We start from the raw sequence: 18,662 nt of genomic DNA, 5'->3' as shown, positions 1-18,662 counted from the left end.
AGTAAGATAAGTTGGAGTAGTTTTTTCTTCATTTTTTACCGCCAGTACCAGAGGTGATTTAAGTACAAATATCTCTTCGTCTTTAAAATTTTTTAGTGGTAAGGGAACGATTTCCCTAATGCTTACAGGCAGATTGAGAAATTTAAAATTGCGAATCACCCAGAGGCCTGAAGTTAAATAATCAATAAACTCAGGTAGCGGAGATGATACCTTAAAACTTGCAAAGCCTGGAAAAACCACAATACCTTCCCGGATTGTTTTAAAGTTAGTAAAGCTTAAGGGAGAAAAAGTAAAAAATTTAAAGGTTTTTGTATTCTGGCGAAAACCTGTATCATGAAGGAAGGTCGCAAGTCTTTGAGATTCAGCCCCTAACCCACGGTAAATCAAAGCAGTTAAGGCATGCTGGTAATTATACGGTATGATGGCTTTTGCTTTAACGATAAGTTTAATTTCCGCCCGCAAGTAGTTCCCGCCTTTCTGTTTTTTTATAAAATTCTACATTTTTCCCTATTTCCCTTTATTTTTGGTAAATATTACTTAATAAAAGTTTTCCTTTAATCTATAGCTTTTTTATTTAAAAACACCCACAGCTGTCCAAAAAATTTTTTCCAATTAAAAAAGACCCAAAAGGAATATCCTTCCGGGTCTTTTTAAATTTATTTTATTTATAAGTCGCTGGTAGCCAGTAAAAACTCCATAATGGTTCGATTAAAACTTGTAGTTACCCCTCGGGCTTACGACGATACTTGGGAGTTTCAATCCCACAATGGTTCGATTAAAACGACCCCTCAACAAGATGGGTGCCCATGCCTTGGGGAGTTTCAATCCCAGATTGGTTCGATTAAAACTTTTGATAGTATTATTTTAACAGTTGATTATGATTTGTTTCAATCCCAGATTGGTTCGATTAAAACTGTACCTTGTTTTTCGTTGAAGCCAGTTTTTACCATGGGTTTCAATCCCAGATTGGTTCGATTAAAACAAGAGTTTAGTGTCCCGACCTGCTAACGGACGGTATGGTTTCAATCCCAGATTGGTTCGATTAAAACAAGTAATGCCCAATAATATAATCGCCGCTCGCCGCTTGTTTCAATCCCAGATTGGTTCGATTAAAACTCGAATTTTACAACGATATCCATATAAGGCTAACAGGTTTCAATCCCAGATTGGTTCGATTAAAACCTTCCCTCTCCACCAGTTTAATCGAACCATTTTGGGATGTTTCAATCCCAGATTGGTTCGATTAAAACTTTAATAATCGTGTATTTTGCAAAGAAATTTATGTTGTTTCAATCCCAGATTGGTTCGATTAAAACCAAGAAGTCTCAAATAGACTTCTTGTGTTATGTCGCTGTTTCAATCCCAGATTGGTTCGATTAAAACCAAAATCACATTCTATACATTATGGAAATAAATAATTGTTTCAATCCCAGATTGGTTCGATTAAAACCTTTCCACACGCCGAGGGCGACACCTCCCTCGGCGTGTTTCAATCCCAGATTGGTTCGATTAAAACCATGGCGTGTGCTACAGCTGATTGTGGAAAGAGACAGTTTCAATCCCAGATTGGTTCGATTAAAACTTATCATTGGAGTGGATTTACTGTGTCTTCTCTTGAGTGTTTCAATCCCAGATTGGTTCGATTAAAACGAAACATTAATAAAAATAGCGGAAGAATTGAAGCAGTTTCAATCCCAGATTGGTTCGATTAAAACTTGACGGAATTGTCTTTTTGGACGGCCGAGGCCTTGTTTCAATCCCAGATTGGTTCGATTAAAACCGGCAAGGAAAGCAGTAAGGAGCTGACTAAGAGTGAAGGTTTCAATCCCAGATTGGTTCGATTAAAACTCGACAGTAAAGCCTAACTTCCGGAAAGTCTCCGTGTTTCAATCCCAGATTGGTTCGATTAAAACTTAACTCCTTCAAATACTTGGGGTAGCGATACATTTGTTTCAATCCCAGATTGGTTCGATTAAAACTAAACACCTATCACCCGACCCCGACCGGGTTTTTAGGTTTCAATCCCAGATTGGTTCGATTAAAACGGGGCAAGGGTGTTTTATACTATCACAAGCTATAAATGTTTCAATCCCAGATTGGTTCGATTAAAACCTGCTGATACCATCCTATCACTCCCTTCATCGTATGTGTTTCAATCCCAGATTGGTTCGATTAAAACTTTTCGGCAGTATTACAGGGGCGCCAAAAACTTTAGTTTCAATCCCAGATTGGTTCGATTAAAACCACCGACCCCGGAGTCTGGTAGCCATTCGTTTTGCAGTTTCAATCCCAGATTGGTTCGATTAAAACTAAAGCGTAAGAACTTTATACACCTCCCAGTTATCCGTTTCAATCCCAGATTGGTTCGATTAAAACTGCGCCGCCGTGGGCATCTTGCTTGCGGGGAGCACGCCCGTTTCAATCCCAGATTGGTTCGATTAAAACCAGGTGTGGAGAGGGGTAGAAGGATTGTTTGATGCAGTTTCAATCCCAGATTGGTTCGATTAAAACCCGCCAGTTTTTTATTCTGGCGGGCTTTTAAATTTTAGTTTCAATCCCAGATTGGTTCGATTAAAACATTATTAGCTTATGGAAGGAACTGGAAAAAAATGGAGTTTCAATCCCAGATTGGTTCGATTAAAACTAGCTAACCATTGAGCAAGTTGAGCAACTGCATCAAGTTTCAATCCCAGATTGGTTCGATTAAAACTTATGTCTATTAAGCGGTTTACCGTCCTGTGAACATGTTTCAATCCCAGATTGGTTCGATTAAAACCAGCGCGGGTAAGGAACATGGTAGTTAACCCCACCTAGTTTCAATCCCAGATTGGTTCGATTAAAACCTGTCGAACTTTGAGCAGCTTGAAAAGATTTTAACCGTTTCAATCCCAGATTGGTTCGATTAAAACCTTGATGGAAATTACTGTACCAATCCAAATTGTGAGCGTTTCAATCCCAGATTGGTTCGATTAAAACCCGAACATCTTTTATTTACTAAATTATCGCAAAACTGTTTCAATCCCAGATTGGTTCGATTAAAACAAGGCGACCTGCTATCACTGCCGGGAGCCGCATTATGGTTTCAATCCCAGATTGGTTCGATTAAAACAAATGCCATAACGCAGTTGTGTACTGGTCTGCACTGTTTCAATCCCAGATTGGTTCGATTAAAACTCTGTCATACTCCGGATCTTGATGTTATGCTGCTCGTTTCAATCCCAGATTGGTTCGATTAAAACCAGTGTGTTACCACTGCCGGGAGCCACACTTCGCCAGTTTCAATCCCAGATTGGTTCGATTAAAACGGGATTGATGGCGTTATTAATGTTAGACATATTACTAGTTTCAATCCCAGATTGGTTCGATTAAAACGTATGATAAGATAAAGACAAACAATAAGGGAGGCGATGTTTCAATCCCAGATTGGTTCGATTAAAACAATCCTACAGCGCCAAGGCTTTTAGCTATATTTTTAGTTTCAATCCCAGATTGGTTCGATTAAAACCCACGGCATTAATACCGCCACCGGGGCACTTAGTTGTTTCAATCCCAGATTGGTTCGATTAAAACATCTTCTCGGAAAGGAGGTGAACATATGTTTAAATCTGGTTTCAATCCCAGATTGGTTCGATTAAAACGCAGGCCTTTTTAAAAGCTATAAAGACTGTTAAACCAGGTTTCAATCCCAGATTGGTTCGATTAAAACCTCCTCCTCTTGCCCGCCGGTATTTGTTATGCCCCCGTTTCAATCCCAGATTGGTTCGATTAAAACACCGGCTGAGCAGGTGAAGTATATCATTTTGCATCAGTTTCAATCCCAGATTGGTTCGATTAAAACCCATAATTAATTATAAAAGAAAAAGATTTTTAAAGAAAGAAGAAGTTTACATTTTTTATGTAACTTTTGGTGCATAGTGGTAAATTTCCACTGAACACTTATTTTTCAAAGTTTAAAGGCTATTTTCATTCTTTCGTCGACCTCCCGGGATTTTTGGGGTAACCGCAGGTCGACGAAAAACATGGTATAATATTTACTTCGATTGCAAATATATTCATTTTTTATCGGTAAACTCCGGTTAAATTATGTTCCTCATTCATGGTTTATGCAATCTTTTCGTCGACCTCTTAAAGAGATGTTCAGCATTTCACATAAATGGCATGATTAAAACTTCTTACTCTTACCTCTTTTCCCAAAAAAATAATTTTAATTGATTAATCTTAATTCAACGAAATCACCAGTGCATTTGACAAAAGCCTCCAGGGTTTGGTTAGGTACTTGCCGTTTACATAAAGGCCACTGGAAGCTCCCCCATCAAGATTCATGGCATAATAAGCTCCAAGTTTTTGCATTATTATGGCCCATTCTTTTATTGTTGCCCTATTAACTGTTACCAGTAAAAGTTTCTTATTTTTGGTTACACCTATACCGCTTCTGGCAAAGGAACCATCTTTGATTTTATAATGGGTAAAATTTTCTTTAAGGGGGTCTGCAATTATTTTTCCTTCTTTCACCAAATAAGGTCCTGCTTCTAATACGGCATTTACTTTACTCCAAAGCTCGTTTTCTTGGTTTTCCGGCTCTACCTTAAGAGTCACGTTACTGTTTAATAAATTAGCCGGTGGGCATAAACTGCCGGTATTTAAGACAAATCCCCGTGGTGGGATGGAAGTTTTACCGTAAACAATTTTAATAACCTTTTGCTTTTCAACGACAATATTATACCCATCAGAATATAAAACTTCTTTTCCGCCTTCCGGGGTAAACAATGTATATCCCCGCCAGCCCGGCATGCGAACCGGATTCAAAGTATGGACCGGGTAAATATACGGTAGCTCCGTCCCTTCTTCACTATAAGTTGAAAAAATCACACTTATATCCCATTTCACGTATCCAAATATTACTTCATTACCAGGTAAAATACCTACCGAACAGCGTTCTCCATTACCTTTTCTAATTAATCGACCGTCAATCATTAAATTTCCGTAGGGTTCTTTATAAGCATCATAGGCTGAAAAGAAGGTCCCATTTATACCAATTAATCCTTTTTTTCTTTTAACCATCGATTCCAGGCTTTCAACCTGGCCAATTTGGTTTTTGGCCAATACCGTTTGAATCTTTAGTTTTTTCGTATTTAAATCGACAATCACACCTTTAACGGTAAAATTTTTATTATTAATTTTAAGTTTCTTTTCAAACACCTGATAACTATTTGCTCCTAAAGCTAACCGGGAAAATAAAACAATGTTTAATATTAAAATTGCCACAAACGCTATTTTTCTTGTCACCATTCTAAACCTCCAGTTATGTTCTTAATTTGTCAGTTAAAACTCTACAGCCTTTGCAAATCAAGCTTTTTTCGTAAGCCATATGGGCAAATTGTACCTACAAATTGCTTATTTTAGCATTGTCTCTAAAAGTTCTCTTAATTCCACCGGTATAACTGCAACTTTTTCCTTACGTCCGGAAACAGTGGCTCTGCCGATAAACACCAGAGCTTTTGCCCAAAGTTTGCCCACGGTGGAAGTCGGCTCTTCTTTAGCCCAGTAAAAACTGTCATCATTAGGCGAACCAAACTTCCTGGAAACTACCGCAAGTTTGCCAAAGCCTCCGTTATTTAAAAGATATTTTAAAAGTTCCTTTTCTTTTTCCGATAAGTTATTTACTACCCTTTGCAAATTTTGGCGATTTGTCAGAAAAGTAGCTATTTGCTGCTCCCGGTCTTTGCGATAGCGGGCAGGCGGTAAGTTATAATGCTGTGAAATAAAGTCAATCCAGTAAACCGGCATATTTTTTAATCCCCGGGAAATAGTTGGGTTTAAAGTTATAGCCTTTTCTTCAATCTCTTTCCGCAGTTCTTTTTCATAGTGAACAACCCCTTTAGAAAACAAAGCTTCTCTTAGATAAATAACTATTTCTAAATGTTTGATCTTTTCCTGTAATTCCTGATTCTGCACATTTAATCTTTTAAGTTTATGTAAATACTTTTTAGCCCGGGCCACATCCCCAATTTCCACTAAAAGCAGCGTAAAAAAATGAAGAAACAGAGGATTATCGGGAACAATTTTTTCAATATACTCATAAAAGTTTAGCGCTCGGTCATACTCCTTCTTCTCCCGGTAGAATTCAGCCAGATATATTGCAGCTAAAGGATAAAAAATTCCCTTTTGCCAAAGACCTTCAAGAATTTTAAGGCCTTCTTCCAATCTCCCCCGCTCGCGCAATTTAGTAGCCTCAAAGACAACTTTATTTAAATCTTCGCGGTTGTCTAAAATAAAGTCCATCTTACGAAGTTTGGCCTGGATTTCTTGATTGTTAAAAACTATCGGAATAGTCTCTTCCTCGCCAAACACCCCTTTTTCTTTTAAGGCAACTGCCGCCGCAGTTTTAATTTCCATTGAATAAAGGGAGGATTTTAAAACAGTTTTGGCTAACTCTTCGCCCCAATCCCCGCAGTAGCGGACAAAATCCTCTATGCTTTTTTGCGCTAAATATTTATCTAACCTTTCAATAATTACTAACAATAAGAAAGCTTTTACTGTCCCCAGTTGCAGGATTTGTTTTAAATAATCAACATCTTCTTGGGCTTTTTTCAGCACTTCCTCCATTTCCGCCAGGATACTTAACTGATACTCTATTTTAAATGGGGGAATTTCTTTTTTCTCAACCAACCGGGATACTTTCGCCAGCCCCGCAAAAATCTCGGAATGCCCTTTAATACTTTCCCAGATTTTAGCCGCTTCCTCATATTTCCCAAGATTAAAACAAGCAGCCGCCCCCAGATAATGGCTTTCCCATTTAACATGCCAGTTCTGCCATTTTTTATAAAGCTCGTAAACTTTACGGTGGTCCATGAGGCTGCCGGCAGCTTCCAAGACAAGAGCGGTATATTCCAATACCGCCTGGGGAGCAGGCTGAGGGTAAAAGGCTAATAACTCCCGGTCGAAGGTTTTTTCAGCCTCCAGTAAATGCCTGCGGGCTAAGAATTCATTACCCATCGATGACTGGATTAAGGAAGCCAGGGCAAAAGTAAAAGTATTTGGAGTATATTTAAGGATGTTATTTTTATTTTTAAGAAGTGGTTCTAAAATTTTATAAGCCTTGAAAGAGTTTTTAGTTGCATAGTAAACATAAGCAAGGTTATTGCGAGCCCAAACATTGTCGTCTACTTTAAGAGCTTTTTCAAAATACCCCTGGGCTTCTAAAATATTACCTTTTTTTAATGAAGAAATACCCTGATCCATAAATTTTTCAAAGTTACGATTGGTCATTGATCCCATCCTTTTCTTTAATTTTTATCTCCGGAAACTAAAACCTTCTTGCTGGTAATTTTTACTAAAGGTTGTTGACTTTATTTGCAATCTAACATTAGAATAAAAACAAAGCAAAAGGAGATGGTTTTATTGCCGGAACTTATAAAATTAAATATTCAAGATTTGCTTGATAAAATCCTGCCGGTTTTAAAAACCTACCCCCAAATTGAAGCAGCTTAAAGAAAAAAGCTTAAATCTTTTGACAGTATTATCAAACTACCTTAAAATGTAATTACAATGTATATCCGAGGTGATTTATATGATTAAAACTTTAACAACTCACGGAAACAGTGCAGCATTAATTATTGATAAACCTATATTAGAACTTTTAAACATAGACCTAAATACCCCTTTAGAAATCAAAACTGATGGAAGAAGTTTTATAATCACGCCAATTTATGAAAATGTGGAGAAAAAAAAATTTAAAGATGCTTTAGAAAAAGTAAATAAAAAACATGGAACAACTTTAAAGAAATTAGCTGAATAGGTTAATTAAATGATAAGATTTCTTGAACTTGATTAAAAAAATCCCGGGGGTTCCCCCGGGTTATTTATTTGGGCTGGGTTAAAACCAAATAAGCCACATAAGCTAAAATGCCGTATACTCCCAGAAAAAACAGCGTTGAAAGAATCTTTTTCCCTATTTTAAACAGGGTTATTCCCAAGATTAAAAAAAGTAATATCCCGCCACCGTAAAGCTTGGCAATTCCATTGTAAAAGTATAAAAAATAAAATGAAAAAGGCAGCATAAAAACCAGACTTAAGATTAGATAAACAATCTTCTTTAAAATCATCCCGGCCAAAAGTACCGCTGCCCCCACTAAAACCAGGGGCCAACCAAAGATAGCCGGCATTAAACTTGAAAAGAGGTCCATCTCCCCACCACCTTTAAAAAACTTGCCCAGCAGAACCGTAATTATTTAACCGGCAGGAATCAAACCTACTCCTCCGCGAAAACTTTTTGTAAATCAATTTCTACTTCTACATCATCCCTAAAAATTCCCGGCTTTATCTTATCTTCTCGGGAATAAATTTCCGGCCGACCGTAAAAGCCTTCTTGATTTAAACAATAGACCATCACTATCTCATCCAGGGGATGAACAATCCAGTATTCTTTTACCTTAAATTTTTCATATAATCTTAATTTGGTTATAAGGTCCCTGGCAGCACTTCCCGGTGAAATAACTTCTACTATTAAATCCGGCGTACCAATACAGCCCTTCTCATCAATTTTCTTTGGATCGCAAATAATACTTAAATCCGGCTGTACCACATTTTTTATTTCCTCCGGATTTTCTCCGACCTCCATCAGGCGCACATCAAAAGGAGCTAAAAATATCAAACACCCTTTTAGATTTTGCTTTTTAAATTCATAAAACAAATTACCCAATACCTGCTGATGCCGGGTCGAGGGCAAAGGGGTCATAGCCACAAATTCCCCTTCGATAAGCTCCACCCTTTTCCCTTCCGGTAACAAAAGATAATCCCGGTAAGTATAAATATTTTTTTCTTCTTATCATCATCCTACCATGATTTTACAGTTAAGTAAACGGTGCATTTTTTACTTACCCCCAACCACTTACGACTTACCACCATTTATTCCACCTGCTCTTTTAAGATTTCCCCGGGAGGGATAGCGGCGATTTTCCGCTGGTTTAAGAATTTGGCAAAAAGCCAGGTCAAAAGAAGAACCCCAAACACCAGCCCCCAGGTTTTGGCAGATACGATCATGTTAAAGGAAAAGTCGATATCTTTAGTAGCCTCGGCCATTAAGTAGTTGAAAAGCCTGTAAAATAACGGTATTCCCAGGACAAAACCGGCTAAAAACAACAGGTCGTTACTCCCTAAAATCATAAAGTTTACTTCTTTATTACTCCAGCCAAGAATTTTTAATAAGCTTATAGTACGCCGGTTTTCCTGAATAATCAGGGAAGTTAAGACAAAGATTACCGCCAGAGCAAATAATATTGCCACCAATCCCATGATGCTTACCGATATTTCTAAAGGCTTAGCGGTGTTTTCTAAGGCTTTATTTAGATACTGTTTATCAAAAAAGGCAACGAGTTTATCTTCGGGAACAGTTAATTTTTGGTTGCTCCAGAGGCCATTATAGTAATTGTCCGGCAGATTTAAAAGCTTATTTAGGTCTTCCTGGTAGATAAAAATTGTGTTGCCTAAAGTGATATCCGCTACCGCCACTATATCTAAAGAAAGTTTTTTCTTGCCTACCGTTTCTAATTCCATCAACTGCCCCGGTACCAGACCGGTTTTTTCGGAAAGAGGCTTGGAGATAACTATGCCGTTACCCCCAAGTTTAACTTTCCCCCCTTTATCTCTGACCTCCACCATTTTGGAGCCAGGCTTAATGCCGTAAAGCTGGGCGTTTATTTTGGTTCCGGAAATCTTTGCCGGGACTACAGTAAAACTTTCGGTTCCTTCGGGCACCCGGTCTAAAGGTGAGGTCAGAAGGTACTGGTACTGAAAATGAAAGACCTCGCCAAAACTCTCGGTCATGAGCTTTCCTATGGAATCCTTGGCCGCCAGGCCATAGGTAAGTAAAAAAGTAGCAAAGGCAATTCCCACGATTAAGATTATCCCCCGCGCTGCATTGATTGCTCCCTGCTTTAGAGCCATCCGGGTAAGGAAATTGGTTCCCTCTCCTATTTTAATAAGAGGCTTTTTAAAGCGGCCCTTTTCTAAGCCTTTGATTAGCTCTAAGACCGGACGCTTCATCATCCCCCTGAGAGCAAAGTAAGTCACCGGGAAAATAAACACCGCCGGCAGCAGGAGTCCGGTAATTATTATCTGAGGTAAAAATTTAAAGCTTATTATGGAGATATTAAAATACGCGGCATAAAACCGGGCTAAAGGGATGGCCAGGCCTATCCCGGCAACACACCCCAGAACTGACCCAAACAACCAGAGATAAAAGGGAAAACCCAAAAGCGCCCGGAGCACTTCCCCGGAGGTATAACCCAGGGCAAAAAGTGCCCCGATTTCCTGCTGCATGGTGCCGATTTGCCGCCGTAAAACCGTAAAGAGAAGAACCGAAGCAACGACTAAAAGAATGGTTGGAAACTGGGTAGCCATGATTTTGGCCCCTTTAATTTTCGCGTCCACATAATAAACCCGGGGATTTTCGGTGATCTTCTGCAGAGAGAGGAGAGATGCATTGGCACTAAGTTCCGATACAAACTCATCGGTAATCTTACCCCGCACCATGTAGTAGTGGTACGGCATCGGACCTAAAGCTTTTACTTCATCCGCCGGTAGCACCGCAATGCCAAACTCGTTGGGGTCGTTTAAAAGGTCGGAATCGTTTTTTATAATGTAAATATAATCGGGCAGAGCCAAGCTCCCAGCAATTTTATATTTCTTTCCACCAAAAGTTATGGTATCACCGATTTTTAACCCATTAGCTTTTAAAAATAACGGATCAATATAAATCACATCTCCCGCTTCTTCCCGGGATAAATAAGGCAGGTTAACTTTTTGGCTTTCACTAAAAACCCGCAAGGTTTTCCCCTGCCACTCCACATCTTTTTGGAAACGTTCTTCGATTAAAAGATTATACTTTTTCTCTAAATAACTTACATCCACCGGCTTTAAGGTAGAAAAATGGGCAGACTCCTGGCGGTATTTTTGTTTAAAATCCCGGTAGTTTTCGGTGATATTTTCCATGGATAGCTGCAAAGACAGGTAAGTCACCACTGCAATAAAAATTAAAAATATCGTCCCCACATACTGGGCTTTATTTTTGCGAATTATCCTCCCGGGAATTTTCCCGATTACCATTACCACTCGACCTCCCGGGCGGCAACCGGTGCAGGATTTTCGCTAAATCCCGTCACCTGGCCGCTTCTCAAGGTCACCACCCCGTGACACATTCGGGCAATGGCCTGGTTGTGGGTAATTATCATTACCGTAGCTCCGGTTTCTTTATTGACTTTTTCTAAAAGCTCTAACACTTTTTTGGCGTTCTGGTAGTCTAAAGCACCGGTTGGCTCATCGCAGAGAATCAGGGGAGGTCTTTTGATTACCGCCCGGGCAATGGCTACTCTTTGCGCTTCACCACCGGACAGCTCTAAAGGATATTTGTCTTTATGTTCCAGCATACCGACCAGCTCTAAAACCGTTTTTATGTCGGCAGGGGAAGCAGAAAGGTCCGCCGCCGCCTGGACATTTTCGTAAACGGTTAGAGTATTGATGAGGTTGTAGAACTGAAAGACAAAGCCTACCTTCTCTCTCCGGTAGCGGGTAAGTTTTTCCGGAGAATAAGAGCTGATTTCCTCCCCGTCCACCCATATCTTTCCCCCATCGGGCCGGTCAATCCCGCCGATTAAATTAAATAAAGTGGATTTTCCCGAACCGGAAGGCCCTAAAACAGCGTAAATTTTTCCTTTTTCAAAAGACAAACTTACCCGGTCCAAAGCCCGGACCTCCGCAGCTCCAGTTTTGTAAACTTTGGTTAAATCTTCGGTTTTAATGAACACATCCCCCACCCCTCTCCGCCTAATGGCACGCAGAAGTGCGCCAGCGTTACACCTGAACTTCCTTCTCTAAATTAATAAAATATAAATACTTTTCTTTTACCTTTTTCCCGGTAATCTCCTCCACAGCCCGGGCGTAAAGGTTAAGCTGACCTGCGTACTCTTTTAGCCGCTCGTTTAAGCTATCGCCGGTGCTCCGGTCGGTTTTCCAGTCAACGATAAAAAACCCATCTTCTTCAAGAGCCAAAAGGTCAATTACCCCTCGCACCAGGATTTTTTCCGAAAAACCGGTAGCCTCCGGATAAATTTCACCGGCCTTGACTCCCAGGGTAAAGGGAAATTCCCGGTAAATTTCCCGGGCTCTAAGGATTCTCTGGCCCAAGGGCGTAGCAAAAATCCGGGCAATTTTCGTAAAATCAAGCATTTCTATGCTTTCGGGAGGCAAAACCCCCTCCGCTACCAGCGTTTCCCCCTGAGCTTTAAGTCCAGCAGCGGACAAATCACCTTGAAAATCAATCCGCCGCAAAAACTCGTGGTAAACAATCCCTAACATAGCTCCGTCTTCAAAGTAGACTCCGGGTAAAAATATTTCATCCTCATCTTCCAAAGAAATAACGTCATCGGTGCTAAAAACTTCTTTTAAATCGGAAACGCTCATCTTCGCAGGAAGCTTAGCAATTTTTAACCCGGGATAATTAAACTCCAAACCTGCCCTAAATTGCCCGGTATAATCGGTTTCTTCGGTAAAAGGGGTTTTTGTCAGGAGCTTAACCCTTAGCACTTCCGGAAGTTCCCATTGCTCTCCCTCAATTTTTTCCTGCTGCGGATGAACTTCCACTTTAAGGCAGTCAGGTAAATCGCTGCCCTCCCTAAAAACTACTGGCCCAATCCAGTCCAGAAAGTTCCCTGCTCTGGCAATCTGGCCATCGGACAGAGTTTCTTTTGAAGCCTCGGTTTGGCTTTGCCAGCCGGCCATTTTCTTTGCTAAGTTTTTCACCGTACCCACCATGATAAGCTTTTCTCTGGCCCGGGTCAGGGCAACATACAAAATCCGCATTTCTTCCGCTAAAGTTTCCCGCCTCATCCGCTCACTCAAGATTTGCGAAGCTATGGAATGGCGCCGGATTCTTTTCTCCGGGTCAAAAAATTTAGGCCCGAAACCAAGGTCGCTGTGGAGAAAAACAGTGTTGCTGTAATCAAACTTAAATCGTTTCCCAAGGCCAACCACAAACACCACCGGAAACTCCAGCCCTTTGCTTTTATGAACGGACATTACCCGGACCACATCATCCGCCTCGCCAATTAATTTGGCCGGCGAAAAATCCTCGGATTCTGCCGCCTGGCTTAAAAAGGTAAGAAAGTTATAAATGCCCCCACCGTTAATTTCAGCAAAATCCGCAGCCAGGTCATGTAACAATTTTAAATTCGCCTGCCGCACTTCTCCGCCGGGATAAGCTCCAAAAATCTCCGGTAAATTAGTTTTACGGTATATTTCATTCACGAGCTCTGCCAAACTAATTTGCCGGGACAGTTTCTGAAATTCAGCTAAAAGTTCTAAAAACTTTTGGCTTTTTACCGAAAGCTCATCCCCTCCCGAAGATTTATTTTTAAGAGCATCATAGAGAAGGCCTTCGGGGTATTCCTTCCGGACCTGCCAGAGTTCTTCATAGGTTAAACCAGCAACGGGTGAGCATAACACCGCGGCCAAAGGAATATCCTGGCAGGGGTTATCAATTACCTTTAAAAAGCTGGTCATCAGCAAAATTTCCTTGGAATTTAAAAAGCTGCCAGCTCCTTCAACGTAAACAGGTATCCCCGCCCTGGTCAATTCTTCCTGCCAGATATTGGTAGAACTACCGAGGGACCGGGAAAGAATGACAATATCCCGGTACTGCAAAGGCCGAAATTCCTTAGTTTCCCGGTCAAAAACTTTAAAACCTTCTTCTTTGAGCTTTAAAATTTTTGCCGCTACCAGCCGGGCTTCCCGGTGGACCGCAGTTAGATCTTCCTCGGGTTCACCGTTTGAGTTATTTTCCTCTTCGGGTTTTCCTTCAATTAAGTGCAGTTCCGCAAAACAGTTAGCATTGGGAAGATAGTCTGCTCCCTTTTTAAGAAAAGCTTTTTCATCATAAGAAAGCTCCGCTACCCTTTTTTTCATGATTTGCTTAAAGATAAAGTTTACGGTAGCGATAATTTCCTCGCGGCTTCTGAAGTTCAGGCTTAACTCTATTTTCTTTTCATCAGTAAAATCTTCATATTTCTTTAGAAAAATCTCCGGCCGGGCCCAGCGAAAGCGGTAAATGCTTTGCTTTACATCGCCCACCATGAAAAGATTTTGCCCATCTCTGGAGACATAAGTTAAAATCTCTTCCTGAAGGCCATTTATATCCTGGTACTCATCTACCAACACTTCCACGTATTTTTCCCGGAGCTCCCGGTAAACTCCACTTTTTAAAATATCAAGAGCCCAGTGCTCTAAGTCGGAAAAGTCCGCAAAACCAAGTTTCCTTTTTTCCTCCTGATACTTCCGGGAAAATTCCCGGACTAACTTTACCAAAGGGTCAAGATAGGAGGTTAAAGTTCTTAACTCTTCCCGAAAATTACCTGCTTCCCAGGAAAAATAACGTTTTTTTATGGTTTCAAATTGCTCCTTTGCCTTATCCCGCAGGTCTTTTGCTTCGTCCTTGCCCCCAACTCCTCTTCCCCAGGAAAAGGTTCCAAATTTCACCTGAGTCAAGTACTGCTTTGCCGCCTCGTACCCCTCATTTAGTTTCGCATACAGTCCCCGCACCTTTTCCATATCTTCTTCTAAGAGGGAAAAAGCCCTGTCCTGGCCATACTTTTCCGCTACACTTTTAGCCCGTTCTAAAAGCTCGATGATATACTCCAACCACATTTCGGTGCTACCTTTTATTTCCCGGTACCAGAAAGTATCTTCAAACCTTTCCCAATCCCCGTTAAATAAATTTAATGAGTCCAAAAGCCACTTTTCAGGCTCGGGATTGGACCGGGAGAAATGGTAAAGGTTAAGGATTAGTTCCTTTAAGTTACGGTCATTTTTTTCATCGTTTAAATATTCCAACAGGGCAAAAAGTTCCCGGTCCCCTTTTTCGTATCTCTCCTCCAAAATTTCCTCTAAGACTTTATTTTTTAGATACGTTTCCCTTGGTCCCTCTAAAATCGCAAACTTGGTTTCATACCCAAACACCCGTCCGTATTTCCGGATAATTTTATGACAAAAGGAATGGAGGGTAGAAATATCGGCCACCGGTAAAAGTTCTAACTGTTCTAAAATCCGTAAATTTCCCGGATCTTCATTTAAACGCTTTAAAAGCTCCGTCCCAAGACGCTCTTTCATCTCTCCCGCTGCTGCCTCGGTAAAGGTAACCACCAAAAGCCGGTCTATATCTACCGGCGGTGTATCCGTCAATACCCAGGATAATACCCGCTCCACCAGAACCGAAGTTTTCCCGGCTCCTGCAGCAGCTGATACTAACAGGGCATTACCCCTGGAGGTGATAGCCCGCATTTGTTCAGCTGTCCAGTTTTTCATCCCCCACACCTCCCCCTAAAAGCGCCAGCAACACTTCGGCATCTTTTTTCCTGGGTATTACCCGGTATTGTTTTTCCTGTTCTTCCAAACGGCACACTTCAAGATAAGAACAATACCTGCAGCCGGTAGCATCTTTTAATTGATAGGGTATTGCCGAAAATTCTCCGGCACTAATTTGAGCAATAGCTTCGGTAATAAGACCTTTAATTTTGGTAAACAGAGCTTCCAGTTCCGCCGGGGTTAAAGCATTATCAATCCTGCCGTCTTTATAAGTTCGTAAATTTACCGTTTTAAACTTGTTGTTCTGGGCATAAAAGCTATCTAAATGTTTTAAACTTTCCTCATCCTTTAAGGCATAACCATTCAGGCGAAAATTTTTATAAACTTCTTCCTTTAACTCCTCCATTGAGAGACCTTCAGCCTTCTCATCTAACATGGGGTTTTGAAAGCGAAAATAAAACGCTCCCGCAGGCACCAAATTTTCTCCAAAAAGTTCCTTATTTTCACTGGCCACTAAAAGATAAGTTAAAAGCTGAAGGTTAACCCCACCCACTACTTCGTCAAGGCTTATTGATATAGAGCCGGTTTTATAATCAATTACTCTAAGATAGGTTTTTCCATCGTTCTCATAAACATCTATCCGGTCAATTTTCCCGGCTAACGTATATTTCTCTCCGTTGACCTCAAAAACCGGGGATTTTAACCTTTCCTTTTCCCCAAAAGCTATTTCTTCTCCAAAGGGAGTAAATTTAGTAAAGCCTTCGAAATAAGCAAGAGCTTCAATAGCTTTAAATAACATAAGATACAGACGGTTTAAAAAGTACCTTCCCCGGTATGTGGCCAGGAATTTTTCTCCGTATTCTTGCTGGGCTTTGGTGAAAGCTTGATAAACTAAGGTTTTTAAATCTTCTGCTAAAAGGGTTGAAAGCTTCTGCCCTTTTTCCCTTACCGTTTTTATTATCTCCGCTACTGCCCCGTGAAGAAGAGCACCAATTTCGGTTGCTTCCGGAGTAAAAAGTTCTCGCTCTTCGGCTTTAATGAGGTATTTTAAAAAATATTTTAATGGGCAGCTATAATAAGTTTCCAAACGCGAAACCGAAAGGGTTTTAGAAGGGAGAAATTCCTTAAAACCGGCATTTAACCTTATTTTGCCAGGATTGGTGGCAAAAGCCCGGGCTATTTTTGTTATAAGCTCCGGCTTACTTAGCAGTAAAGCATTAAAAGCTCCTTGAGCAATAAAAGGTAGCTCCCCGTTCTTTTTAACCTTTACCATTTCTCTGGAAAGAAGTCTTGTTAAGGCCTGAGGGGTGGTTTCATTACCGTAAGATCCTTCCTCCGGTTTTAAACTGGGAAAAGCTTTCTTTAGCCAGTCTACTAAAAGCGCCGGGGTAAAACTTTCACCGGTAAGACTTACCCGGGGATAAGAAACATAAACCCTTTCCCGGGCCCGGGTCAGCGCTAAAAATACGTGAAAATTATCCTCTTTAAGCCGCTGGCGGATTAGCGGTGAAAGTTCCAATCCCACCTTTTTAAGCTTGGCCCGTTCTTCCTCGGTAAAAATTAGTCCCGCTGCCGGCGGTGAGGGAAATTTCCCTTCCACTGCTCCCAAAATAATTACCGCCCTGACTTCAGCGGTCCAGTAACGTTTGCTGCCCCCTGCCCGCACCTGGTCCAAACCTTTGGGGATGGTTTTTAAAGAAAGTTTTGCCAGGTATGCTAAAAGTTCTTCCGCAAAGGTAGTGGGATTTAACCTTTCATCGCCAAAAACTTCTTCTATCTCGGTTAGTAAATTCATAAAGGCCTGCCAGAACCGCTCGCCATTTTCATCGGAAATTCTCCGGGGAACACCTATTTTTAATAAGAGCTGTTTTAAGCTCTGGCTGAACTCCTGGTAAGTGTTAATTAAAGGTAGTTTTTTCGAAAAAGAAATGATTTCCCCAAAACCTTTCTCCCAGCTCTCCCAGTATAATGAATTGGGGTCCTTCCAGGCCTCTTTGGAAACTAATTTTTCACCATCTAATCCCCGGCTTAAAAGGTAATTTTCCAGAGCAAAAACTTCATCGGCGGTTAAATTTAATAGGCCGGATTTTAGACAATCGATAGCCGCTTCCCGGTTAAACTTCCCGAGCACTCCTTTTAACAGGAAATAAAGTCCGTGGTGGTCAAAAGCAAGGCCTTTATCCACATATACCGGCAAACCGTATTCGTTAAAAACAGTTTTGATATTGGAAATATAGTAGCCATCTTCCGGTATTAATACCATGATATCGGAAAGTTTATACCCCTTAAATTTGGCAAGATAGCGGATTATCCGGGCCGCTTTTTCCATTTCTTCTAAGGGGTTGGCAGCAGCAATTAAACTTAAATTTTCGGAAGACCCGGAGTAAGGATTCGGGGGAAACGGGTAATAATTCTGGGCCAGGTGAAGAAGTTCTGCAGCTTGATAGCGCTTAATTTTTTCAAGATTTATTTCTTTTACTTTTACACCTAAATTTAAAGCCTCGGTATAAAGCCTTTTAAATACCCCCGTATCGTATTCCAGAGGCAAAGTTACGGTAACTTCGGCGCAGGTTTTTAAAAGGGTTTTAATAACTTCTAACTCTAAAGGCGTAAAAGTATAAAAACCGTCAATAAACACTTTTGCCCCCGCTAAAAACTTGCTCTTAGGGGCATATTCCAAAAACTTTTCCAGAAGTCCCTCGCTGGTATACTCTTCCCCAAATTTTTCTAAGTATAACTTGTATAACAGGTAAACATCTTTTAATTTTCGCTGCAGCAGCCAATCCTCTATTTTAGAAGACGCTTTTTCTAAATTCTCCGGTTTTACCCGGTAACGCCGAAACTCTTTAAATAACTTTAAAAGGTCTTCAATAAATCCGGGATTATCAACTGCTTTTCGTAAAAGCAGCAGTTTTTCCTTATTTTCCTGTAAAATCTTTTTTAAAGTAATCTGATAAACAAATTCTGAAGAGTTTTTAAGGCGAGCTTTAAACTCCCGGACAACATTTAAAGCAAGTCGATTAAAACTTACCACCTGCAGGCGGAAGCTCCCGGGCAAATCCTCCCGGGTGTTTAAGAGGTACTCGTTTTCAAAAGTAGCACTCTCCGGCACTATATACAGCACCATAGGTCCCAGCGGTGCATCTTTTAAAGCTTTGACTATCTCCTCCCGGCAGTACCGGCTTTTTCCGGACCCCACCGGCCCCCTTACTATCGTAAGCATAATGATCCCTCCAGGGACGGTTCTGTCAGCGACCATTTTCGCGGGGAAGGCTTGTCCCTATTCTCGCCCGACCTTTTTTGACGGG

At 40.8% G+C, this 18,662-nt stretch carries 9 protein-coding genes, 1 pseudogene and 1 CRISPR repeat array; of the genes and pseudogenes, 1 reads left to right on the top strand and 9 read right to left on the bottom strand.

Annotation, left to right across the window (positions count from 1 at the left end; all coding sequences use genetic code 11):
• The 3 genes and pseudogenes from CARFE_RS0108405 to CARFE_RS0108390 all read right to left on the bottom strand — a co-directional run.
• A pseudogene (locus CARFE_RS0108405) lies at nt 1-462 on the bottom strand (hypothetical protein); the annotation flags it as partial.
• A 290-nt stretch (nt 463-752) separates the two neighbouring features.
• A CRISPR array of direct repeats spans nt 753-3,838; the repeat unit is 30 nt; unit sequence GTTTCAATCCCAGATTGGTTCGATTAAAAC.
• Between the two features lie 380 nt (nt 3,839-4,218).
• On the bottom strand, nt 4,219-5,289 hold the full coding sequence (locus CARFE_RS14760) for a phosphodiester glycosidase family protein (protein WP_051250240.1): 1,071 nt from the start codon (nt 5,287-5,289) through the stop codon (nt 4,219-4,221).
• A gap of 105 nt (nt 5,290-5,394) precedes the next feature.
• Nucleotides 5,395-7,269: a hypothetical protein gene (locus CARFE_RS0108390; protein ID WP_028052432.1), complete on the bottom strand. Its 1,875-nt coding sequence runs from the start codon at nt 7,267-7,269 to the stop codon at nt 5,395-5,397.
• A 301-nt stretch (nt 7,270-7,570) separates the two neighbouring features.
• On the opposite strand from CARFE_RS0108390, the gene CARFE_RS0108380 reads away from it, so the two are divergent.
• Nucleotides 7,571-7,798 (top strand): AbrB/MazE/SpoVT family DNA-binding domain-containing protein, encoded by a 228-nt coding sequence (locus CARFE_RS0108380; RefSeq protein WP_028052431.1) that lies wholly within the window; start codon nt 7,571-7,573, stop codon nt 7,796-7,798.
• 64 nt (nt 7,799-7,862) lie between these two features.
• Here the strand turns inward: CARFE_RS0108380 and CARFE_RS0108375 are convergent, their stop codons facing one another.
• The 6 genes from CARFE_RS0108375 to CARFE_RS0108350 form a co-directional block, all read right to left on the bottom strand.
• Nucleotides 7,863-8,186 carry a hypothetical protein gene (locus CARFE_RS0108375; protein ID WP_028052430.1) on the bottom strand — a complete coding sequence of 108 codons (324 nt, stop codon included), beginning with the start codon at nt 8,184-8,186 and terminating at the stop codon, nt 7,863-7,865.
• Nucleotides 8,187-8,251: 65 nt separating this feature from the next.
• Entirely contained in the window at nt 8,252-8,812 is a 561-nt protein-coding gene (locus CARFE_RS0108370; RefSeq protein WP_028052429.1) for a Uma2 family endonuclease, read from the bottom strand.
• A 95-nt stretch (nt 8,813-8,907) separates the two neighbouring features.
• Nucleotides 8,908-11,106, bottom strand: coding sequence for an ABC transporter permease (locus tag CARFE_RS0108365; protein ID WP_028052428.1), 2,199 nt, complete (start codon nt 11,104-11,106; stop codon nt 8,908-8,910).
• On the bottom strand, nt 11,106-11,804 hold the full coding sequence (locus CARFE_RS0108360) for an ABC transporter ATP-binding protein (RefSeq protein WP_028052427.1): 699 nt from the start codon (nt 11,802-11,804) through the stop codon (nt 11,106-11,108). Before CARFE_RS0108360 ends, CARFE_RS0108365 begins: the two co-directional genes overlap by 1 nt.
• A gap of 46 nt (nt 11,805-11,850) precedes the next feature.
• Nucleotides 11,851-15,354, bottom strand: a complete 3,504-nt coding sequence (gene addA, locus CARFE_RS0108355; protein ID WP_028052426.1) for a helicase-exonuclease AddAB subunit AddA — start codon at nt 15,352-15,354, stop codon at nt 11,851-11,853.
• Nucleotides 15,335-18,577 (bottom strand): PD-(D/E)XK nuclease family protein, encoded by a 3,243-nt coding sequence (locus tag CARFE_RS0108350; protein WP_028052425.1) that lies wholly within the window; start codon nt 18,575-18,577, stop codon nt 15,335-15,337. The genes addA and CARFE_RS0108350 overlap by 20 nt, the downstream gene beginning before the upstream one ends.
• Nucleotides 18,578-18,662 lie beyond the last annotated feature (85 nt).

The sequence above is a fragment of the Carboxydothermus ferrireducens DSM 11255 genome (assembly GCF_000427565.1).
Lineage (GTDB): Bacteria > Bacillota > Z-2901 > Carboxydothermales > Carboxydothermaceae > Carboxydothermus > Carboxydothermus hydrogenoformans.
This window is presented reverse-complemented; position numbering and strand designations above follow the sequence as displayed.